The following is a 19,611-nucleotide window of genomic DNA, read 5'->3' as shown; positions in this document are numbered from 1 at the left end:
CCTCTGTAGGAGCCGGCTTGCTGGCGATTCAGGCGCTGCGGTCTGATTGAGACCGCGCCGATGCCATCGCCGGCAAGCCGGCTCCTACAGGGATCAGTGTCAGATCGCGTTATGGCTTTTAAGCCAGCCCAAACCCGCTTCAGTCGTGGTCAGCGGCTTGTATTCGCAACCCACCCAGCCCTGATAGCCGATGCGGTCCAGATGCTCGAACAGGAAGCGATAGTTGATTTCACCGGTGCCTGGTTCGTTGCGTCCTGGGTTGTCCGCCAATTGCACGTGGTTGATTTCACCCAGGTGCGATTGCAGCGTTCGCGCCAGGTCGCCTTCCATGATTTGCATGTGGTAGATGTCGTATTGCAGGAACAGGTTGGCGCTGCCGACCTGTTCGCGAATCGACAGGGCTTGTGCCGTGTTGTTCAGGTAGAAACCCGGGATGTCGCGCGTGTTGATCGCTTCCATCACCAGTTTGATGCCCGCCGCTTGCAGCTTGTCGGCCGCGTACTTGAGGTTGGCAACAAAGGTTTTTTCCACGGTGGCATCGTCAACGCCTTGCGGACGAATCCCCGCCAGGCAGTTGATTTGGGTGTTGCCCAGCACTTGCGCGTAGGCGATGGCCAGGTCGACACCGGCGCGGAACTCTTCCACCCGGTCCGGCAGGCACGCGATTCCGCGCTCGCCCTTGGCCCAGTCGCCAGCAGGCAGGTTGAACAGCACCTGGGTCAGGCCATTGGCGTCCAGTGTGGCTTTGATTTCGGCGGAGCTGAAATCGTAGGGGAACAGGTACTCAACACCACTGAAGCCGGCCTTGGCGGCCGCTTCGAAACGAGCGAGAAAATCCTGTTCGGTGAACAGCATGGACAGGTTGGCTGCGAAACGCGGCATGGTGGTCTCCCTTAAATTTGTCAGGCCCACTGTAGGGGCGGGCTTGTGTGGCAAGGGGATTTATCCCCGTCAGGGCGCGAAGCGGCCTCAAAACTGAAAACTGCGGCGTATCAGGTACACCGCACACGAGGTTCACGACTGCTTCGCAGCCTAACGGGGATAAATCCCCTCGCCACAAAAGCCTCGCTCCTACAGAGGGAGCGATCAGCAGTTAATCAAGCATCGAAATCGCAGTCGGCGCATCGTTGCCGACCAACGCCAGGTCTTCAAATTCGTTGACCGCGTTGATCTCGGTACCCATGGAAATGTTGGTCACGCGTTCCAGGATAATCTCGACGATCACCGGCACCTTGAACTCTTCGATCATTTCCTGAGCCTTGCGCAGGGCAGGCTGGATCTCGGACGGTTCGAACACACGCAATGCCTTGCAGCCGAGGCCTTCGGCGACCGCGACGTGATCGACACCGTAGCCGTTGAGCTCCGGTGCGTTGAGGTTGTCGAAGGACAGCTGCACGCAGTAGTCCATGTCAAAACCGCGCTGCGCCTGACGGATCAAGCCCAGATACGAGTTGTTCACGACCACGTGGATGTACGGCAGCTTGAACTGCGCGCCCACTGCCAATTCTTCGATCATGAACTGGAAATCATAGTCGCCCGAGAGCGCGACAACCTTGCGCGTCGGATCGGCCTTGACCACGCCCAGCGCTGCCGGAATGGTCCAGCCCAACGGGCCGGCCTGACCGCAGTTGATCCAGTGACGCGGCTTGTAGACGTGCAGGAACTGCGCGCCGGCAATCTGCGACAGACCGATGGTGCTGACGTAGCAGGTGTCTTTGCCGAACACCTGGTTCATCTCTTCGTACACGCGTTGCGGCTTGACCGGCACGTTGTCGAAGTGAGTCTTGCGGTGCAGGCTGGCTTTGCGCTGCTGGCAGTCTTGCAGCCAGGCGCTGCGGTTTTTCAGTTTGCCGGCGGCTTGCCACTCGCGAGCGACTTCGATGAACACGGTCAGCGCGGCAGCGGCGTCGGAAACGATGCCCAGATCCGGGGTGAATACGCGGCCGATCTGCGTGCCTTCGATGTCGACGTGAATGAACTTGCGGCCTTCGGTGTAGACGTCGATCGAACCGGTGTGACGGTTGGCCCAGCGGTTACCAATGCCCAGCACTACGTCGGATTTGAGCATCGTCGCGTTGCCGTAGCGATGCGAAGTCTGCAAACCAACCATGCCGACCATCAACGGGTGATCGTCCGGGATCGTGCCCCAGCCCATCAGGGTCGGAATAACCGGGATGCCGGTCAGCTCGGCGAACTCGACCAGCAAGTCGCTGGCGTCGGCATTGATGATGCCACCACCGGCCACCAGCAACGGGCGCTCGGCTTGATCCAGCAGGGCCAAGGCTTTCTCGACCTGAATACGGGTCGCGCTCGGCTTGGCCAGTGGCAGCGGCTGGTAAGCGTCGATGTCGAATTCGATTTCAGCCATCTGCACGTCGAATGGCAGGTCGATCAGCACAGGGCCTGGACGGCCGGAGCGCATTTCATAAAAGGCTTTCTGGAACGCATAAGGCACCTGGCCCGGTTCCATGACGGTGGTTGCCCACTTGGTCACTGGCTTGACGATGGCGGTGATATCGACAGCCTGGAAGTCTTCCTTGTGCATACGGGCGCGGGGCGCTTGCCCGGTGATGCACAGAATCGGGATCGAGTCGGCCGAGGCGCTGTAAAGCCCGGTGACCATGTCCGTGCCGGCAGGGCCGGAAGTGCCGATGCACACGCCGATATTGCCGGCCTTGGTGCGGGTGTAACCCTCAGCCATGTGCGAGGCGCCTTCAACGTGGCGAGCGAGGACGTGATCGATGCCACCGACCTTCTGCAAGGCGTTGTACAGCGGGTTGATCGCGGCGCCCGGGATGCCAAAAGCGGTATCAACCCCTTCGCGGCGCATCACCAGAACGGCGGCTTCGATTGCTCTCATTTTGCTCATGGTTTTGTGCCTCTTACGTTTTGTAATTGTATACAAGTGGCTTTGCGCAGAGTGTATTCACGGCGGATGGCGCAGGTCAATCCATTTTCTCAAGCGCCTGTTTCATTCGTCGGAAGCCTGTCTTGCTGTGGCTTTTCGTCGCATGTGGCGTTTTTCGATAATTATTGTATACAAAATAATAACTCATTGTGTTCTATTTGTTGCATCGGCCTGCGTCACTTGAGCGCAGGACAACGGCTTTTCCTATAACAAAATGAGGACAGCACCATGAGCGCTTTAACCTTGAACGTTGCAGTCAACCTGACCAGTCAGGCCATCTCCGCCGGCCGCGCCATCAGTGCGGCCCCTTTGACCATCGCCGTGCTGGACGCGGGTGGGCACCTGCTCAGCCTGCAGCGCGAAGACGGCGCCAGCCTGTTACGCCCGCAAATCGCCATCGGCAAAGCCTGGGGTGCTGTTGCCCTGGGTAAAGGCTCACGTTTGCTGGCGCTGGACGCCCAGCAACGCCCGGCATTCATTGCCGCATTGAACAGCCTGGGGCAGGGCAGCGTCGTGCCGGCACCGGGTGGGGTGTTGATACGCGATCAGGACGGGAAAGTGCTGGGGGCGGTCGGCATCAGCGGCGATCTGTCGGATGTCGACGAACAGTGCGCGATCAGTGCGATTGAGGCGTTGGGGTTGCGGGCGGATGCGGGGGTGAGTGCTTGAATCTGTAATGGTTGAATGAACGCTTTCGCTAGCAGGCTCGCTCCCACAGGGGGCAATAGTGGACACAAAAATGTCGGCACACCGCGAGTCCACTGTGGGAGCGAGCCTGCTCGCGAAGCAATCTCCCAGACACATCCAGCTAAAAGTGTGCCCCTCGGTTTTCAGCTCATTGATCTAGTCTTCCCATGAATTCATCAATGAAAGAGGCAAAGGAATGCCTGAGTTGTCAGCTTCACATCGTTTGCGCCTCGGGCGTTACTCCGAGAAAAATCGTATTTACCTGTTGACTACCAACACCCTCGGTAGAGAACCTGTTTTCAACAATTTCGCTTTGGGCAGATTGGTCGTCGAGCAATTTCGTGCAGCGCAAGACCTGGGCGCTGCTAACTCATTGGCCTGGGTCGTAATGCCTGATCACTTTCATTGGCTGATCGAATTGCAGCAAGGTTCGCTGAGTGCACTGATGCAAAAGACCAAATCGTTGAGTACCAAAGCGGTGCATCAGGCCACGGGGCGTGAACTGAGCCTTTGGCAGCAAGGCTTCCATGATCGAGCGCTACGCCGTGAAGAAGACCTGGTAAAGGTCGCCCAGTATGTTGTGGCGAACCCATTGCGGGCCGGGCTGGTTGAGAAGCTTGGCGACTACCCGTTGTGGGATGCGATTTGGATTTGAGTTAATCGGGTGCGCCTTTCGCGAGCAGGCTCGCTCCCACAAGGGTTTTATGTCCTGCATGAAAATGGAGTACGCCACATGAACCCTGTGGGAGTGAGCTTGCTCGCGATTGGGGCCATGCTGTCTTTCAGTCCGGCTCACACCCCTTCAGCACCAACCGAATGATCGTCTGCGCCGCCGCTTCGTAATCCTCTTCATCCAGCTTGGCCTTGCCGGTGATCGCAGTGATCTGCCAGTCGAAGTCGGCATACGTCTGGGTCGCGGCCCAGATGCTGAACATCAGGTGATTAGGGTCGATGGGGGCGATCTGGCCGCTGTCGATCCAGGTCTGGATGCAGTCGATGTTGTGTTTCGCCTGACCGTTAAGCTGCTCCACCAGGTCCGTACTCAGGTGCGGGGCGCCGTGCATGATTTCGCTGGCGAACACCTTCGAAGCAAACGGTAGATCGCGCGAGATGCGGATTTTCGAACGAATGTAGCCGCTCAGTACTTCACTCGGGGCACCGTCGGCGTTGAACGGTGTCGAAGCCTGCAGAATCGGTTCGATGATGCTTTCCAGGACCTCGCGATAGAGGTTTTCCTTGGATTTGAAGTAGTAGTAGACATTGGGCTTGGGCAATCCCGCCTTGGCTGCGATATCACTGGTTTTGGTCGCAGCGAAGCCCTTGTCGGCAAATTCTTCACTGGCGGCACGCAGGATCAGTTGTTTGTTGCGCTCGCGGATAGTGCTCATAAACCAAGGGGTTCCTTGCCTGTTCTGGCGGTGGCGCATGGTAGCACCGGCCTCGTCAGACGCTCAAGAATGCCCCGAGCAACGCCGGCCGCGCTATGCTGCCCGGCATTCACTTTTGAAGGACATCACATTCATGGCAGGAAGCAGCTTGCTGTTGCTGATCGACGACATCGCCGCAGTGCTCGACGATGTGGCGTTAATGACCAAAATGGCCGCGAAAAAGACCGCGGGTGTGCTCGGCGACGACCTGGCACTCAATGCCCAGCAAGTCTCCGGCGTGCGTGCCGAGCGGGAAATTCCCGTGGTGTGGGCGGTGGCCAAGGGTTCGTTTCTCAATAAACTGATCCTTGTGCCTTCGGCGCTGGCAATCAGCGCGTTCGTTCCGTGGCTGGTCACGCCGCTACTGATGATCGGCGGCGCTTACCTGTGTTACGAGGGTTTTGAAAAACTCGCACACAAATTCTTGCACAGCAAAACAGAAGACAAGGCTGAACACGCAAATCTGGTCGAGGCGGTGGCCAATCCGGCAGTCGATCTGGTGGCGTTCGAGAAAGACAAGATCAAGGGTGCAATCCGCACCGACTTCATTCTGTCGGCAGAAATCATCGCCATCACCCTGGGCACTGTGGCTGGCGCTTCGCTGACCCAGCAAGTACTCGTGCTGTCAGGTATTGCGATTGTCATGACCGTGGGCGTTTACGGCCTGGTGGCGGGCATCGTCAAGCTCGACGACCTCGGCCTGTGGCTGACGCAGAAGCCCGGCCAGATGGCCAAAAGCATCGGCAACGGCATTTTGCGCGCGGCGCCGTACATGATGAAAAGCCTGTCGGTGATCGGCACGGCCGCAATGTTCCTGGTTGGCGGCGGGATTCTGACCCACGGCATACCAGTCGTTCATCACTGGATCGAAAGCGTCAGCGCGGGGGCGGGCGGTGCAGGGTTTATCGTGCCGACGTTGCTGAACGCGGTGGCGGGGATTGTCGCAGGCGCTGCGGTGCTGGCGGTGGTGATGGTTGTGAGCAAGATCTGGAAAGCGGCGAAGGGCTGAAGCCTGGCACTGTCCACCTGTAGGAGTGAGCCTGCTCGCGATGAGGCAGTGTCAGTCGACATCAATGTTGACTGGACCACCGCTATCGCGAGCAAGCTTGCTCCTACAAAGTTAGGCGTATGCAAAAATCTATAAAAAAAGGCCATTCGACTCGCATCGAATGGCCTTTTTTATTGCCGATGATTTACTCGGCGATCTGCAACTTGCGCGACTCGGTGTAAACGTAACGCACCTTCTCGTATTCGAACGGCGAGTTCAGCTGGCCGTAGCGGAAGCTGGTCTGGTTGCGTTTGTCGATGCTGCGCAACAACCACAGTTCAGGATGGTTGGAGCTGACTTCGGCGACGTTGAGGAAGTTGATGGCCGACTCGGCCGTGAAATCCACCGCCAGGCCGCCGGTATCGCGGATGTTGGATGGTCCCAGGATTGGCAGCACGAAGTAGGCGCCGCCCGGCACGCCGTAGAAACCCAATGTCTGGCCAAAGTCTTCGCTCTGGCGCGGCAGGCCCATGGCGGTTGCCGGGTCCCACAGCCCGGCGATGCCGACGGTGGTGTTGAGCAACAGACGTGCAGTGGTTTCCATCGAACGCTTGCCCTTGAACTGCAGCAGGCTGTTCATCAGGTTCGGCACGTCGCCGAGGTTGTTGAAGAAGTTGCTGACGCCGGTGCGCAAGAAGCTCGGCGTGATGTAGCGATAACCATCGACGACGGGCAGGAACACCCATTGGTCGAAACGGTAGTTGAAGTGATAAACCCGACGGTTCCACTCTTCCAGCGGGTCGTAAACGTTCAACGCGTTGAGCGTCGAACGTTCGAACTCACGCTGGTCGAGGCCCGGGTTGAACTTGAGTTTGCTCAGCGGTTCCTTGAAACCGTCGTTGTCGATCACAACCGGCGCATTGGCTTTGCTGTTGTCGGCATTGGCGACGCCTGCACAGAGTAGCGCTGCGATAAGCAGGAGATGTTTAGCCACGGAAAAACTCCAGCATGGCGTCGCTGTTGACGCGGTAATTTAGGTTGCCGCAATGGCCGCCCAATGGGTAAACGGTCAAACGGTCGCCAAAGGTCTTGCGCAGGAAACCGAGGTCGCCAGGGCCGAGGATCACGTCGTCGGCGTTGTGCATGACCGCGATTTTCGGGCTGTCGCGCAGGTAATCTTCGAGGGCATACAGGCTTACCTGGTCGATCAGCTGCAACAGGCTGCCGCCGTCGGTGCGCGCGCGCCACATCGGGATGACCTGCTCGGTGATGTAGCAGTCGAAGTCGCACTGCAAGGCACGCTTGAGGAACGGCGTGAGGCTGGTGCCCTGGGTAATCGGATGCTTGGGTGGCGTGATCAGGCCGCGACGGTTGATCAGGTCGGACGTGAAGGCAATGTCGGCCGCCGAGAAGCGGAACGAGGTGCCGATCAGCATCGCCATCTGCTCGTTGCTCAAGTGTTGCTTGGACTGCTGAAAGTCGTAGAGCAAGGCGTCATTGAGGTCGATGTAACCCTTCTGCTGGAAGTAGCGGGTCAGCTTGCTCAGCACCAATTCGTAAAAAGTGGTGCTGTCGGTGATGCCCTTGACCTCGGTCTGCACCAGCCGGTCGAGGTTGGTGATCGAGGTGTACAGGTTGACCGGGGGATTGAGCAGCAGAACTTTCTTGAAGTTGAAGCTGCGACGGGTTTCATCCAGGTGCGCGACGAATGCCGCATCCAGGGCGCCGAGGCTGTAACCGGTCAGGTAGTAATCGGTCACCGGCACGTTGGGGTTTTGCGCCCTGACGGCCTGCATTACCCGATACATGTCTTCGGCATCTTCCTTGGTGATACCTGGCGTGGCGAAGCGCGATGCAGAGCTGATGAAGTCGAAGCTGGTCGGCGACGACAATTGCACCACGTGATAACCGGCCTTGTAATACAGCTTCTTCAAGTACTCGTTGAGGCTGCTGTCATAGCGTGCACCCGTGCCGGCAATCAGGAAGATCAGCGGGGCGGCTTTATCCTGGGTCGCAATGCGATAGGTGAGTTTCTTGACTGACCAGAAGTTGTCCGGCAGTTCGAACTCACGCTCCGGGCGCAAAGTGACGCTGCGATCCTCCTGATCGATGTCATCGTCCAGCGGCAGCTCCGGACGCAGGTCCGGAGGTGTCGTGGCAATGGTCGCCTCGAACGGGTTGGTCAAGGGGTAGCCATAACTGGCGGCGTCGATGTCGACCGCCAGTGCGGACGCACTCAAAATAAGGCCGCCAAATAAGGCGGCGAAGCGCAAGGAACGGAGCATGACTAGATCCCTAAGAGGAAAGGTGCCGATAAAAGTTGCAGGCTATGACCGCCGGGGTTGCGCCAAGTGCCATGGAACGGCACCCATCAGGCCTAATTCGGAGTAATAGTAGCTGGACGATACACTTTGCAGCTATTTCGTGACTATTTATCTGTTACGCGCGTTTGCTTAAAGCTGCCGGGCGATTAAGCTGGCCGCCGTTTTCGTATCGTTGGAGTGTGCCATGTCCCGCCGTTTACCCGTGATTCTACTGCTTGTTCTGCTGCCATTATGGCTGGCCGCCAGTTATGGCGCACGCTATGGTTTCATGGAGGATGCGCAGTGGGTCGGCGTCTGCGTGGACGAGGCCAGCCGTTGGGAATGCATCGTTCGCTCGAATCTGGGCTTGATGATCCACTTCCAGATTCTCGGCTATTCGGCACTGGCGGCGGCCATTATCGGTTTTGTGATTCCTGGGCGGGCCGGATGGTGGCTCGCGGTGTTGGCTCTGGTGTTCGGGCTGCCGGCACTGGCGCTGTATAACACGACGCTGGCGGTGTTTGCGGTGGTGATTGCCGGGTTGCGGTTGGTGCGGGCGCCCCGCGGCGTTTGAAGAATCGCATCGCCAGCAAGCCGGCTCCAGGATTTATGGCAAGCGTATATCCATGTAGGAGCTGGCTTGCCAGCGATGGCGTCAGAAGCTGCGCTGCAAATCTATCGCCAGCAAGCCGGCTCCTACAGGATTTATGGCAAGCGTATATCCATGTAGGAGCTGGCTTGCCAGCGATGGGGTCAGAAGCTGCACTGCAAATCAGACCTTGCGAACCCGCAAGCATCGCCACAACGCAGCCACCATCAACACACTCACCAGCGCCCAGCCCCACGCCTGCTGATTCAGCAAACCTTCGCGATACAGCTGCGGCGCAATGCCCGCTCCAACGACGAAGGTCAGCAGGGCAATTTCCCGACGCGGCACATTCACCGGACGGCACAGGTATACCAGCGCCGGAAGGATGAATGCGACGCTCGGAAAGCTGCGATAACGTGGGTCGAGCACCAGCTCAAGCATGGTGACTGCAGCAGCGAAACCTGCGGCGGCCACCAGCCAGCCAGCCCGGCGTTCCAGCACCGCGAATGCACGTCCACGCCATCCTTCGCGGGCACTCAAGGTGAGCGCGGCATGCGCCAGCACCAGCAAATTCAGCCCGGTCAGCAGTGCGACCCACAGCCATTCGCTGGCAAACCGCGTGGTCACCCGCGCCAGATCTCCCCAGGCGCCAAGCGCGCAGGCAGCCAAAGCAGCCAGCAGCGGCAGCACCAATGCGGCGCGGGTGCTACGCACTCGGCCGCCGAGCAGCAGCGTGCCGACGAAGATCAAGCCACCCACCGCCAGCCATTGCGACCAATAAGGTACGTTCGACACCGGCCCGGCCAACACGCCTTTGTCCTGGCGATCGGCATCAAACAGACCCCAGTAACCGCCGACCGCACCTTCACTGGCACGTTTCCATGGCTGGTCGAAGGCTTCGATCAGGTTGTAACGCCAGCCTTCCTGCTCGGCCATGATGACGAAACCGCGAATGAATTTGGCTTCATTGACGCGGCTCGGCAGGGCGGTTTCGCGCTGTCGGCCTTCGCTTGGCCAGCCGGTTTCACCGATCACCACATCCTTGGGAGCGAACTTGTTGCCAAAAACCTGGCGTACTTCGGCGACGTGCTGCAGCGCGGCGTCGATGTTCGACGGATCGTCTTCCCAATACGGCAACAAGTGAATGGTCAGGAAATCCACCGCCGGGGCGACTTCCGGGTGTTTCAGCCAGAACTCCCAGACATCGGCATAGGTGACCGGTTGCTTGACCTGGCTTTTGACCTTGTTGATCAGCCTTGCCAGCTGCGCGCCGGTGATTTCCTTGCGCAGCAAGGTTTCGTTGCCGACGATCACCGACGTGACCACATCGGCGTTGGCGTTGGCAGAAGCAATCAGCAAGTCGACTTCTTTTTCGGTGTCCACCGCATTGCTGTTGACCCACGCGCCGATCATCAATTTCAAACCGTGCTTGCGCGCCAGATCAGGCAACGCCTCCAGGCCGGTCATGGAATAAGTGCGAATGCATTCGAAGCGCGTGGCCAGCAATGCCAGATCGGCATCCATGCGCTCGGGGCGCAGTTTGAATGGCACGTCGAACGGTGATTGATCTTTGTCGAATGGCGTGTAGGAGGCGCATTGCAGCTTGTGCGTTGCGCTTGCCACGTCCGGCAGAACCACCGGTTTGCCGAGCCCGTACCAAAAGCCAATGAGGGCAAAAAGCCCCAGCAGGCAGGCGAATAGATAAGCAAGAAACGGAAAGCGGGATGTCGCGGGCATGGTCAGGCCGTCTGGGAGCAAAGCGGCGCATGTTACCTGCATTTAGCACTCGCTTGGGTGGTCTGCACGATTTTGACATGCAAAGTTCGGGCGGATCGACCGCTGCGTTGATGGCGATCACCATTAATGGCTTTCTGATGTCGTTTCTCGATGTTTTGAGGTCGTTGGCAGAGCAGGTCGCCATTGGCGTCGGGTTGATGATCAAAAGCGTCAGTACTCCGCTGATGTTTGAACGAGTTTGCGGTGAGCGTGATGGAGGCGCTGAGCACCATGACAATACGTTGACGCGGCTCGGCATTCGTCGGGCGCAGCACTTTCGGGGAAGTAACGATGAAGATTCGACGACTTTTAGGCGCGGGTGCCGCTCTGGTGCTTGCGGTTGGCTCCGCCCAAGCCCTGGCCGCGAAAGGGGCTGTGACCATTGGCTACGTTGACGGCTGGTCCGACAGTGTCGCGACCACCCACGTCGCGGCCGAAGTGATCAGGCAAAAGCTCGATTACGATGTGAAACTGCAAGCGGTCGCCACCGGGATCATGTGGCAAGGCGTGGCCACCGGGAAACTTGATGCCATGATGTCGGCCTGGCTGCCGGTCACACACGGCGATTACTGGACCAAGAACAAGGACCAGGTCGTCGATTATGGCCCGAACTTCAAGGACGCAAAAATCGGTTTGATCGTGCCCGAGTACGTCAAGGCCAAATCCATCGAAGACCTGAAAACCGACGACACCTTCAAGAATCGCATTGTGGGCATCGACGCCGGTTCGGGTGTGATGCTCAAGACCGATCAGGCCATAAAGGACTACGGTCTGACCAGTTATCAACTCAAGGCCAGCTCCGGCGCTGGCATGATTGCCGAGCTGACCCGTGCCGAGAAGAAAAACGAATCCATCGCTGTCACCGGCTGGGTGCCGCACTGGATGTTCGCCAAGTGGAAATTGCGTTTCCTCGACGATCCGAAAGGCGTGTACGGCGCGGCAGAGACCGTGAACAACATCGGCAGCAAGGAACTGGAAACCAAGGCGCCGGAAGTGGCGAAGTTCCTGAAGAACTTCCAGTGGGCGTCGAAGGATGAAATCGGCGAGGTGATGCTGGCGATTCAGGACGGTGCCAAGCCTGACGCGGCGGCCAAGGCGTGGGTGGCCAAGCATCCGGAGCGTGTGGCTGACTGGACTAAATAACAGTCACCTCGTTTAAACCTGTGGGAGCGAGCCTGCTCGCGATTGCGGTACATCAGTCAGCACTTGTTGACGGGTACACCGATATCGCGAGCAGGCTCGCTCCCACATTTAGTTCCATGTGCTGGAAATTGGCGCATGGGTCATGTCGTTCTAATACTAAGGTCGTCTGGAACCTGTCCCGCAGCCGCATAAAGTGGATGACGTTACAACTTCATCTGTGCTGCGAGGATAAAAACAATGAACGACAGCATTTACCTCTCGATTCAAAACAGCCCCCGCTTCAAGGAGCTGGTTAGTAAGCGAGAAAAGTTCGCCTGGATTCTTTCGGCGATCATGCTTGGGCTTTACTCCGGATTCATCCTTCTGATTGCTTATGGGCCGCATATATTGGGCGCGAAGATCAGCCCTGAGTCTTCCATTACCTGGGGCATACCGATTGGTATCGGGCTGATTCTCTCAGCCTTCGTCCTGACCGGCATCTACGTGAAACGCGCCAATGGCGAATTCGACGACCTGAACAATGCGATTCTCAAGGAGGCTCAGCAATGATCCGGCGTCTAATGGCTCTATTGAGCATCGCAGCATTTGCACCCGGTGCCTGGGCGGCTGACGCCCTGACCGGTGCAGTGGCCAGACAACCGCTGAACGTCGCCGCGATCCTGATGTTCGTGGCGTTTGTCGGCGCGACCCTGTACATCACTTACTGGGCGTCGAAGAAAAACAACTCGGCCGCCGACTACTATGCGGCCGGCGGCAAGATCACCGGCTTCCAGAACGGTCTGGCGATTGCCGGTGACTACATGTCAGCGGCGTCCTTCCTGGGTATTTCCGCGCTGGTGTTCACCTCCGGTTATGACGGCCTGATCTACTCGATCGGCTTCCTCGTGGGCTGGCCGATCATTCTGTTCCTGATCGCCGAGCGCCTGCGTAACCTGGGCAAGTACACCTTTGCCGACGTGGCGTCCTACCGCCTTGGGCAAACCCAGATCCGTTCGCTGTCCGCGTGCGGTTCGCTGGTGGTGGTGGCGTTCTACCTGATCGCGCAGATGGTCGGTGCGGGCAAACTGATTCAGTTGCTGTTCGGTCTCGACTACCACGTTGCGGTCATTCTCGTCGGTATCCTGATGTGCATGTACGTGCTGTTTGGCGGCATGCTGGCGACCACTTGGGTGCAGATCATCAAGGCTGTGCTGCTGCTGTCCGGTGCCTCCTTCATGGCGCTGATGGTGATGAAGAGCGTCAACTTCGACTTCAACGCACTGTTTACCGAGGCGATCAAGGTTCACCCTAAAGGTGAAGCGATCATGAGCCCGGGCGGTCTGGTGAAAGATCCGATTTCGGCCTTCTCGCTGGGCCTGGCGCTGATGTTCGGTACCGCTGGCCTGCCGCACATTCTGATGCGCTTCTTCACCGTGAGTGACGCGAAAGAAGCACGCAAGAGCGTGCTGTACGCAACCGGTTTCATTGGTTACTTCTACATCCTGACCTTCATCATCGGCTTCGGCGCGATCCTGCTGGTAAGCACCAACCCGGCGTTCAAAGACGCGGCGGGCGCGCTGTTGGGCGGTAACAACATGGCGGCGGTGCACCTGGCCAATGCGGTCGGTGGCAGCATCTTCCTGGGCTTCATCTCGGCCGTAGCGTTTGCGACCATTCTGGCAGTGGTTGCCGGTCTGACCCTGGCCGGTGCATCGGCGGTGTCCCATGACCTGTATGCCAGCGTGATCAAGAAGGGCAAGGCCAACGAGAAGGATGAAATCCGCGTCTCGAAGATCACCACGATTGCTTTGGCAGTGCTGGCGATTGGTCTGGGCATTCTGTTCGAAAGCCAGAACATCGCATTCATGGTTGGCCTGGCGTTCTCCATCGCGGCGAGCTGTAACTTCCCGGTGTTGTTGCTTTCGATGTACTGGAAGAACCTGACTACGCGTGGTGCGATGATTGGCGGCTGGCTGGGTCTGATCAGTGCCGTTGGTTTGATGGTGCTTGGGCCAACTATTTGGGTGCAGATTCTGCATAACGAGAAGGCGATCTTCCCGTATGAGTACCCGGCGTTGTTTTCGATGATCATTGCGTTTGTGGGTATTTGGTTCTTCTCGATTACTGACAAGTCCAAGGCTGCGGACAATGAGCGGGCGCTGTTCTTCCCGCAATTTGTTCGCTCGCAGACTGGGCTTGGGGCGAGTGGGGCGGTTGCTCACTAAGGGTTTGATGAGTTAACTGCTGGAATGGAAATGCCCCGGTCGAGAGATCGGGGCATTTTTTTGTGTTGGCGATCGACCCGGCTTGCACGCGAAAGCGGCCTCCAATCCGACTGCATTTCTGCGGATATACAAAAATCCCTGTGGGAGCGAGGCTTGCCCGCGAAGGCGGCCTCCAATGCGACCCGATTTTACGGATGTATTCAAATCCCTGTAGGAGCGAGCCTGCTCGCGAAGGCGTCTGTGACCCAATCATTTTTCCCGCTATTGCCGCACTCCCCGCGACAACTTCTACACTGGTAATTCCGGCGCTTTACGCGGCCCTCCGACAACCACTACTCAAGGAGTCAGACCCATGCCCGAAAAGACCTGCGATTGCCCTCAATGTTCGTGCAAGCTCGGCGAACATTCCATAGCGCGCCACGGCAAGCATTACTGTTGCGACGCTTGCGCCCACCATCATGCAAACGGTGAAGCATGCAGCAGTGAAGGTTGCAAATGCGCGGCTCCAAAAAAATAGCAGCGCAAAAAAAAGTGGAGCCTATTCGGGCTCCACTTCCAGTTTCAGGCTGTCATCATCCAGCCGCTTGGTATGTCGTATCACGCCGCCAAGTCGTCGCCCGTCCACGTTGACCAAGACTGTATTCGCCTTCTCCAGGTCTTCTGGCAAAGGCGCATGCACGCGCAAGGCAAAGCGGTTTGGCTCATTCTCAACGGGCTCGAGGCCTACCTGGCACTCGGCACTTTTAGTGATGCGGCCAAAGAGTGAATCGATGCCGTAGTCGATGTGACCCAGGCTGGTCAGCGGCGTGGTCGTCATCATTTATCCTCCCGATCATTTACCCGGCTGGTCGCCACGTAACATTCTCCACCCCGAATTTTTCCGCCATCGGTTTACTGGTTTTTTGCACCTTCTCGCGCCCGAACCGCGGAATCCGGCCCACGCCCGCATCACAGCTCGCCCAATGCCATGCCTCAGTGTTATCCATTTTGTCGAGGCGGATAATGAAGGACTTGGGGGCGCCGTGCAGGGTGTATTCAATGACGAAAAGTTTTGCGTTGTTCATAAAGCCCTAATTCCTCCCTCTAGTAATAGAAGGATCGTCCTGGTGGCGGAAAATTCAGTTGGATTGTCAGGCGGTAGTGGTCGATAGCGACAGGGTTTGGGACCTGTACTCGGCAAGTCGTGAAAAAGGTCAATGAATGCTGATCATCGCCCTTAAGGGGGGGCGAATAGAGCGCCCGCGCCTGTGCGCGACATGACTGGCCAAGGCCGCGCTCTGTTAGAATCGCCGGCATTGACTTCACGAGGTGCCCCCATGAGCGAGCCGATCCGTCTGACACAGTACAGCCACGGCGCAGGGTGTGGCTGCAAGATTTCGCCGCAGGTGCTGGAAGTGATTCTCGCCGGCAGTGGCGCGCAGAATCTTGACCCTAAACTGTGGGTGGGCAACGCCTCGCGCGATGACGCGGCGGTGTATGCGATTGACGAGGAACGCGGGGTGGTTTCGACCACAGACTTCTTCATGCCGATTGTCGATGACCCGTTCGATTTCGGCCGGATTGCCGCCACCAACGCGATCAGCGATATCTACGCCATGGGCGGCGATCCATTGATGGCGATTGCGATTCTTGGCTGGCCGGTCAACGTGCTGGCGCCGGAGATTGCCCGGGAAGTGATTCGCGGCGGGCGGTCGATCTGCGATGAGGCGGGGATTGCGTTGGCCGGCGGCCATTCCATCGACGCGCCGGAGCCGATCTTCGGCCTGGCCGTGACCGGGCTGGTGCACAAGCGCCATATGAAACGTAATGACACCGCCACCGTCGGTTGCCTGCTCTACCTCACTAAACCGCTGGGCATCGGCATCCTCACCACGGCTGAAAAGAAGGGCAAGTTGCGTCACGCCGACATCGGCCTCGCCCGCGACTGGATGTGCACGCTCAACAAACCGGGCAGCCGTTTCGGCAAGCTCGACGGCGTCACGGCGATGACCGACGTTACCGGGTTCGGTCTGCTCGGGCATCTGGTGGAGATGGCCGATGGCAGCCACGTCACTGCGCGCATCGAATACGCGCGGGTCCCGCAGCTGCCCGGTGTCGAGTATTACCTGGAGCAAGGCTGCGTCCCCGGCGGCACCTTGCGCAATTTCGACAGCTACTCCAGCAAGCTGGGGCGGATTCAGGAGTTGCACAAACGCGTGTTGTGCGATCCGCAAACCAGCGGTGGTTTGCTGATTGCGGTGACGCCCGAAGGTAACGCGCAGTTCCTCGAAGTCGCCGCCGAGCTGGGCCTGTCGCTGCAGCCGATCGGTGAACTGGTCGAGCGACAGACAAACGCGGTCGAGGTGTATTGATGCCCATCGACGTCACCGATTACCGCGACATCTTCCTGCATGACCGGCCGATGATGGACACGCGCGCGCCGGTCGAATTCGTCAAGGGTGCCTTCCCCGGCGTGGCCAACTTGCCGCTGATGAACGACAGCGAGCGGCAGCGCATCGGCACCTGTTACAAGGAACAAGGCCAGCAGGCGGCGATCACCCTCGGCCATCAACTGGTGTCCGGCCCGATCAAGGCGCAACGCATCCAGGCCTGGGCTGAGTTTGCCCAGGCTCACCCTGATGGCTTGTTGTACTGCTTTCGCGGCGGCTTGCGTTCGCAGATCGTCCAGCAGTGGCTCAAGGACGAGGCGGGCATCGATTTTCCGCGGGTCGGCGGTGGCTACAAAGCCATGCGCACCTTCTTGCTGGGGACGCTCGAGCAAGCGCTCACCCAGAGCGATTTCGTCTTGCTGGGTGGCATGACGGGCACCGGCAAGACTGAAGTGCTTATGCAGTTGAACAATGGCCTCGATCTGGAAGGTCACGCCAATCATCGTGGCTCCAGCTTTGGCAAACGCGCGACCGGGCAGCCGTCCAATATCGATTTCGAAAACCGCCTGGCTGTGGACCTGCTGAAAAAGCGGGATCATGGGATCGAGCAGTTCGTACTTGAAGACGAAAGCCGCATGGTTGGCAGTTGCGCCTTGCCGTTGCCGCTGTTTCAGGGCATGCAGGAGTTTCCGATGGTGTGGCTCGAGGACAGTCTGCAAGGTCGGGTCGAGCGGATCCTGCGCGATTACGTGGTAGACCTGTGCGCCGAATTTATCGGCGTGCACGGGGAGGAAGGCTTTGCGTTGTTTTCCGAACGTTTGCTGGCGAGCCTGAACAATGTCCAGAAACGCCTTGGCGGCGAGCGACATCGGCGGATGCTGATCCTGATGGAAGCGGCCTTGGCCGAGCAGGCGCGCAGTGGTGCGGTGGACCTGCATCGCGACTGGATCGAAGGGTTGCTGCGAGAGTATTACGACCCGATGTATGCGTTTCAGCGCGAGAAGAAAGGCGCACGGATCGAGTTCGTCGGGGAGCAGGCGGCGGTGCTTGAGTACCTTCGCCAGCGGGTCATTCAGCGACGCTGATGTTGAATCGGCGGGCCCGCGACGAGGCCCGTCCATCCCCTGTAAATCCTAAAGCAGCGCCGCTCCGATCAGCCCGCTGACCACGCCGATTCCCATCGTCATCAGCGCCACGCTCAGCAGCACCCGCGCGTCGAAATCCTTGCGCAGCATCAACAGCGACGGCAGGCTGATGCTCGGTAGGGTCATCAGCAACGCGACCGCCGGTGCAGTGCCCATGCCCAGGGTCATCATGGTTTGCACGATAGGGATTTCGGCCGCCGTCGGGATCACAAACAGCGTGCCGACAATCGCCAGAGGAATCAGCCAGAGCAAGCTATTGGCCATGGCTCCGTCGATGTGCGGGAACACCCAGACGCGCACGGCGCCGAGTACCAGCACTGCGAGGATGTATACCGGAATGGTGCTCCAGAACAGCTGCCACAGGGTTTTTGCCCAGCGCGTCAGGAAAGGCTGGGTGTCTTTGACTGTCGCGTTAGTGACCGCTTCGACTGCCGCTTCCGGCAGTGTTTCCGGGCCGGCAATACGCTGAGCCACCAACGACACGCCGAACACCAGCACAATCCCCGCCACCAGACGCAATGCCGTGAAGCCCCAGCCGAGGACGAAGCCCATGAACACCAACGTGGCTGGATTGAGCACCGGATTGCCGATCCAGAACGCCAGCGCTGCGCCCACTGAAACGTTCGAGCGACGCATGCTCGCGGCCACCGGAGCCGCGCAGCATGAGCACATCATCCCCGGCAGGGCGAACAAACCACCGCGCACGGTCGAGGCCACCCCGGCGCGGCCGAACAGGCGCAGCAACCAGTCTCGCGGAATCAGTACTTGCAGCAGGGAACCGAGGATGACCGCCAGCACGGCGGCTTTCCAGATCGCCAGAAAATACACTTTCGCGTAGATCAGGGCGGCAGCCAGCGGGGCGGTCTGGGCGTCGTTGAGTATGGAAGCGCCGATGCTGTGATTGTCAGCGGCGACGAACGCCTTCAAATAGTAGGGCGACCACTTGACGTAGTAGAGGCCGATGCAGGCCACCAGCACGAACAAGGCGGGTTTCCACCAGAACGACCAGCCCCGCGAAGGGTTGGCTGTGGTTGAGAGCGACATGGGGAGGATCCGGACAAAGGGAGATGGGCTGCATGATAGCCCAGCCCCTTGGTCGATGCTGGTATTCGCCGGTCGGGTTAACCGAACGCGATCAGCTTGGGCAGGTTTCCTGACCGTTATCCAGGCCTTGCTGGTAGGTGTGGCTCTGCAGGCTGGCCTTGCCGTTGTGCCACGTCAGAGTAAGCACGTAGAGCGAGTCGAAATCGCTGGAGGCCCAGTCTTCGGTAATGTTCTGCTTTTTGCCAACCGCTTCGCCCGCCACCTTGTTGATCAGTTCAGGCAGGTAGCCGTGCGACCAGGCGGTATAGATCACCGAGTTGTGATACTTGTCTTCCAGCAACTCATCGGCCAGATCACTGGTGTCATTGGCCGAGAATTCGATGTTCACCGGCAGGCCGAGCTTGATGGCGCTGGGGCTGATGGTCATCAAGGGACGAATGTAGCTGTAAGAGTTATCCAGTTCGCCTTCTTCGACATTGCGCGTCGGGTTGGCGGCGAACACGTAGTCCGCCTTGCCGAATTTTTCCGGCAGCAGGGTGGCCAGGTCAATGGCGCGGTTCAGGCCCTGGCAATTCAGCTGGCCGAGGCCACCGGCGGGTTTTTCCGCGTGACGCAGAAACACCAGTGTCTGGGTACCGTCTGCCGGTTGAGCGCGGCTTTCGCTGGACTCCAGCGACAGAAACAAGGCGCTCACGGCCAGCAAGACTGGCAGCAGGATGTAGGCGCGATGTTTGAAAGGCTTGGCGAATTTCAAAAAATTCATCATTCGATAGATATTCTTCAGCACAGTCGGTTAAGGCTGACAAACCTCTACACCCCTAGCTCCCAGCATCAGGTGGTTTCCATGTCGTTATGGCATTTGCGTTTACTAGCGGGCAATGCTCAGAGTCCTCGAGGCCCGTTTGGTTCGATCACCGTCAAGTGCGCAGCACTGTAGCCGCGACCCGGTCGGGATTGGGGTAAAGCTTATCGACAGGATGTTACGGTTTGTAGGCGCTGCCGTAGGCTGCTGTTGCAAACTTTGCGAC

20 protein-coding genes are annotated in these 19,611 nt (G+C 58.7%); 10 read left to right on the top strand and 10 right to left on the bottom strand.

The window, feature by feature from the left end; all coding sequences use genetic code 11:
• Positions 1-99: 99 nt before the first annotated feature.
• Both hyi and gcl read right to left on the bottom strand, forming a co-directional pair.
• The gene (hyi, locus tag ACYZTS_RS25085; protein WP_461992845.1) at positions 100-882 is read right to left on the bottom strand and encodes a hydroxypyruvate isomerase; all 783 of its coding nucleotides are present in this window, start codon (positions 880-882) and stop codon (positions 100-102) included.
• A 211-nt stretch (positions 883-1,093) separates the two neighbouring features.
• Entirely contained in the window at positions 1,094-2,869 is a 1,776-nt protein-coding gene (gene gcl / locus ACYZTS_RS25080; protein ID WP_461992843.1) for a glyoxylate carboligase, read from the bottom strand.
• 267 nt (positions 2,870-3,136) lie between these two features.
• Here gcl and ACYZTS_RS25075 point away from each other — a divergent pair, with 267 nt between their 5' ends.
• Both ACYZTS_RS25075 and ACYZTS_RS25070 read left to right on the top strand, forming a co-directional pair.
• Complete coding sequence (locus tag ACYZTS_RS25075; protein ID WP_461992841.1) at positions 3,137-3,577, top strand: GlcG/HbpS family heme-binding protein; 441 nt, start codon at positions 3,137-3,139, stop codon at positions 3,575-3,577.
• A gap of 214 nt (positions 3,578-3,791) precedes the next feature.
• Positions 3,792-4,250: an REP-associated tyrosine transposase gene (locus tag ACYZTS_RS25070; RefSeq protein WP_461992840.1), complete on the top strand. Its 459-nt coding sequence runs from the start codon at positions 3,792-3,794 to the stop codon at positions 4,248-4,250.
• A gap of 127 nt (positions 4,251-4,377) precedes the next feature.
• Here the strand turns inward: ACYZTS_RS25070 and ACYZTS_RS25065 are convergent, their stop codons facing one another.
• Complete coding sequence (locus ACYZTS_RS25065) at positions 4,378-4,983, bottom strand: TetR/AcrR family transcriptional regulator (protein WP_461992838.1); 606 nt, start codon at positions 4,981-4,983, stop codon at positions 4,378-4,380.
• A gap of 133 nt (positions 4,984-5,116) precedes the next feature.
• On the opposite strand from ACYZTS_RS25065, the gene ACYZTS_RS25060 reads away from it, so the two are divergent.
• Positions 5,117-6,031: a DUF808 domain-containing protein gene (locus ACYZTS_RS25060; protein ID WP_461992836.1), complete on the top strand. Its 915-nt coding sequence runs from the start codon at positions 5,117-5,119 to the stop codon at positions 6,029-6,031.
• 184 nt (positions 6,032-6,215) lie between these two features.
• On the opposite strand, the gene ACYZTS_RS25055 is transcribed toward ACYZTS_RS25060, so the two are convergent.
• Both ACYZTS_RS25055 and ACYZTS_RS25050 read right to left on the bottom strand, forming a co-directional pair.
• Positions 6,216-7,004, bottom strand: a complete 789-nt coding sequence (locus ACYZTS_RS25055; protein ID WP_028622727.1) for an MlaA family lipoprotein — start codon at positions 7,002-7,004, stop codon at positions 6,216-6,218.
• Positions 6,997-8,295, bottom strand: coding sequence for a serine/threonine protein kinase (locus tag ACYZTS_RS25050; RefSeq protein ID WP_028622726.1), 1,299 nt, complete (start codon positions 8,293-8,295; stop codon positions 6,997-6,999). The genes ACYZTS_RS25055 and ACYZTS_RS25050 overlap by 8 nt, the downstream gene beginning before the upstream one ends.
• Positions 8,296-8,518: 223 nt before the next feature.
• On the opposite strand from ACYZTS_RS25050, the gene ACYZTS_RS25045 reads away from it, so the two are divergent.
• On the top strand, positions 8,519-8,887 hold the full coding sequence (locus ACYZTS_RS25045) for a hypothetical protein (RefSeq protein WP_028622725.1): 369 nt from the start codon (positions 8,519-8,521) through the stop codon (positions 8,885-8,887).
• Positions 8,888-9,085: 198 nt separating this feature from the next.
• Here ACYZTS_RS25045 and ACYZTS_RS25040 read toward each other — a convergent pair whose 3' ends face one another.
• Positions 9,086-10,681, bottom strand: coding sequence for a glycoside hydrolase family 17 protein (locus ACYZTS_RS25040; RefSeq protein WP_461992834.1), 1,596 nt, complete (start codon positions 10,679-10,681; stop codon positions 9,086-9,088).
• A 288-nt stretch (positions 10,682-10,969) separates the two neighbouring features.
• Here ACYZTS_RS25040 and ACYZTS_RS25035 point away from each other — a divergent pair, with 288 nt between their 5' ends.
• The 4 genes from ACYZTS_RS25035 to ACYZTS_RS25020 all read left to right on the top strand — a co-directional run bounded on the left by ACYZTS_RS25035 (position 10,970) and on the right by ACYZTS_RS25020 (position 14,542).
• Positions 10,970-11,821 carry a glycine betaine ABC transporter substrate-binding protein gene (locus ACYZTS_RS25035; RefSeq protein ID WP_461992832.1) on the top strand — a complete coding sequence of 284 codons (852 nt, stop codon included), beginning with the start codon at positions 10,970-10,972 and terminating at the stop codon, positions 11,819-11,821.
• 237 nt (positions 11,822-12,058) lie between these two features.
• Positions 12,059-12,370 (top strand): DUF485 domain-containing protein, encoded by a 312-nt coding sequence (locus ACYZTS_RS25030; protein ID WP_028622722.1) that lies wholly within the window; start codon positions 12,059-12,061, stop codon positions 12,368-12,370.
• Positions 12,367-14,025, top strand: coding sequence for a cation acetate symporter (locus ACYZTS_RS25025; RefSeq protein WP_028622721.1), 1,659 nt, complete (start codon positions 12,367-12,369; stop codon positions 14,023-14,025). Before ACYZTS_RS25030 ends, ACYZTS_RS25025 begins: the two co-directional genes overlap by 4 nt.
• Positions 14,026-14,377: 352 nt before the next feature.
• Positions 14,378-14,542 carry a metallothionein gene (locus ACYZTS_RS25020; protein ID WP_081832507.1) on the top strand — a complete coding sequence of 55 codons (165 nt, stop codon included), beginning with the start codon at positions 14,378-14,380 and terminating at the stop codon, positions 14,540-14,542.
• 21 nt (positions 14,543-14,563) lie between these two features.
• Here the strand turns inward: ACYZTS_RS25020 and ACYZTS_RS25015 are convergent, their stop codons facing one another.
• Both ACYZTS_RS25015 and ACYZTS_RS25010 read right to left on the bottom strand, forming a co-directional pair.
• On the bottom strand, positions 14,564-14,842 hold the full coding sequence (locus tag ACYZTS_RS25015; protein WP_461996543.1) for a hypothetical protein: 279 nt from the start codon (positions 14,840-14,842) through the stop codon (positions 14,564-14,566).
• Positions 14,843-14,861: 19 nt separating this feature from the next.
• Complete coding sequence (locus tag ACYZTS_RS25010; protein WP_028622719.1) at positions 14,862-15,089, bottom strand: DUF6555 family protein; 228 nt, start codon at positions 15,087-15,089, stop codon at positions 14,862-14,864.
• Positions 15,090-15,341: 252 nt separating this feature from the next.
• Between ACYZTS_RS25010 and selD the strand changes: the two genes are divergently transcribed.
• Positions 15,342-16,376, top strand: coding sequence for a selenide, water dikinase SelD (selD, locus tag ACYZTS_RS25005; protein ID WP_028622718.1), 1,035 nt, complete (start codon positions 15,342-15,344; stop codon positions 16,374-16,376).
• A complete protein-coding gene (gene mnmH, locus ACYZTS_RS25000; RefSeq protein ID WP_461992829.1) occupies positions 16,376-17,479 on the top strand; it encodes a tRNA 2-selenouridine(34) synthase MnmH in 1,104 nt (367 codons plus the stop codon). The genes selD and mnmH overlap by 1 nt, the downstream gene beginning before the upstream one ends.
• A 48-nt stretch (positions 17,480-17,527) precedes the next feature.
• On the opposite strand, the gene ACYZTS_RS24995 is transcribed toward mnmH, so the two are convergent.
• Both ACYZTS_RS24995 and ACYZTS_RS24990 read right to left on the bottom strand, forming a co-directional pair.
• Positions 17,528-18,583: a permease gene (locus ACYZTS_RS24995; RefSeq protein WP_028624702.1), complete on the bottom strand. Its 1,056-nt coding sequence runs from the start codon at positions 18,581-18,583 to the stop codon at positions 17,528-17,530.
• A gap of 91 nt (positions 18,584-18,674) precedes the next feature.
• Positions 18,675-19,349: a histidine phosphatase family protein gene (locus ACYZTS_RS24990; RefSeq protein ID WP_461992827.1), complete on the bottom strand. Its 675-nt coding sequence runs from the start codon at positions 19,347-19,349 to the stop codon at positions 18,675-18,677.
• Positions 19,350-19,611 lie beyond the last annotated feature (262 nt).

The organism is Pseudomonas sp. TMB3-21, from assembly GCF_054898145.1.
Note: the sequence above shows the minus strand (reverse complement) of the source record. Positions and strands in the feature narration are given on the sequence as shown.

Bases quoted from the DNA above. Each gene is read 5' to 3' on its own strand.
- hyi (WP_461992845.1), bottom strand. From the start codon at position 882: ATGCCGCGTTTCGCAGCCAACCTGTCCATGCTGTTCACCGAACAGGAT.
- gcl (WP_461992843.1), bottom strand. From the start codon at position 2,869: ATGAGCAAAATGAGAGCAATCGAAGCCGCCGTTCTGGTGATGCGCCGC.
- ACYZTS_RS25075 (WP_461992841.1), top strand. From the start codon at position 3,137: ATGAGCGCTTTAACCTTGAACGTTGCAGTCAACCTGACCAGTCAGGCC.
- ACYZTS_RS25070 (WP_461992840.1), top strand. From the start codon at position 3,792: ATGCCTGAGTTGTCAGCTTCACATCGTTTGCGCCTCGGGCGTTACTCC.
- ACYZTS_RS25065 (WP_461992838.1), bottom strand. From the start codon at position 4,983: ATGAGCACTATCCGCGAGCGCAACAAACAACTGATCCTGCGTGCCGCC.
- ACYZTS_RS25060 (WP_461992836.1), top strand. From the start codon at position 5,117: ATGGCAGGAAGCAGCTTGCTGTTGCTGATCGACGACATCGCCGCAGTG.
- ACYZTS_RS25050 (WP_028622726.1), bottom strand. From the start codon at position 8,295: ATGCTCCGTTCCTTGCGCTTCGCCGCCTTATTTGGCGGCCTTATTTTG.
- ACYZTS_RS25045 (WP_028622725.1), top strand. From the start codon at position 8,519: ATGTCCCGCCGTTTACCCGTGATTCTACTGCTTGTTCTGCTGCCATTA.
- ACYZTS_RS25040 (WP_461992834.1), bottom strand. From the start codon at position 10,681: ATGCAGGTAACATGCGCCGCTTTGCTCCCAGACGGCCTGACCATGCCC.
- ACYZTS_RS25035 (WP_461992832.1), top strand. From the start codon at position 10,970: ATGAAGATTCGACGACTTTTAGGCGCGGGTGCCGCTCTGGTGCTTGCG.
- ACYZTS_RS25030 (WP_028622722.1), top strand. From the start codon at position 12,059: ATGAACGACAGCATTTACCTCTCGATTCAAAACAGCCCCCGCTTCAAG.
- ACYZTS_RS25025 (WP_028622721.1), top strand. From the start codon at position 12,367: ATGATCCGGCGTCTAATGGCTCTATTGAGCATCGCAGCATTTGCACCC.
- ACYZTS_RS25020 (WP_081832507.1), top strand. From the start codon at position 14,378: ATGCCCGAAAAGACCTGCGATTGCCCTCAATGTTCGTGCAAGCTCGGC.
- ACYZTS_RS25015 (WP_461996543.1), bottom strand. From the start codon at position 14,842: ATGACGACCACGCCGCTGACCAGCCTGGGTCACATCGACTACGGCATC.
- ACYZTS_RS25010 (WP_028622719.1), bottom strand. From the start codon at position 15,089: ATGAACAACGCAAAACTTTTCGTCATTGAATACACCCTGCACGGCGCC.
- selD (WP_028622718.1), top strand. From the start codon at position 15,342: ATGAGCGAGCCGATCCGTCTGACACAGTACAGCCACGGCGCAGGGTGT.
- mnmH (WP_461992829.1), top strand. From the start codon at position 16,376: ATGCCCATCGACGTCACCGATTACCGCGACATCTTCCTGCATGACCGG.
- ACYZTS_RS24995 (WP_028624702.1), bottom strand. From the start codon at position 18,583: ATGTCGCTCTCAACCACAGCCAACCCTTCGCGGGGCTGGTCGTTCTGG.
- ACYZTS_RS24990 (WP_461992827.1), bottom strand. From the start codon at position 19,349: ATGATGAATTTTTTGAAATTCGCCAAGCCTTTCAAACATCGCGCCTAC.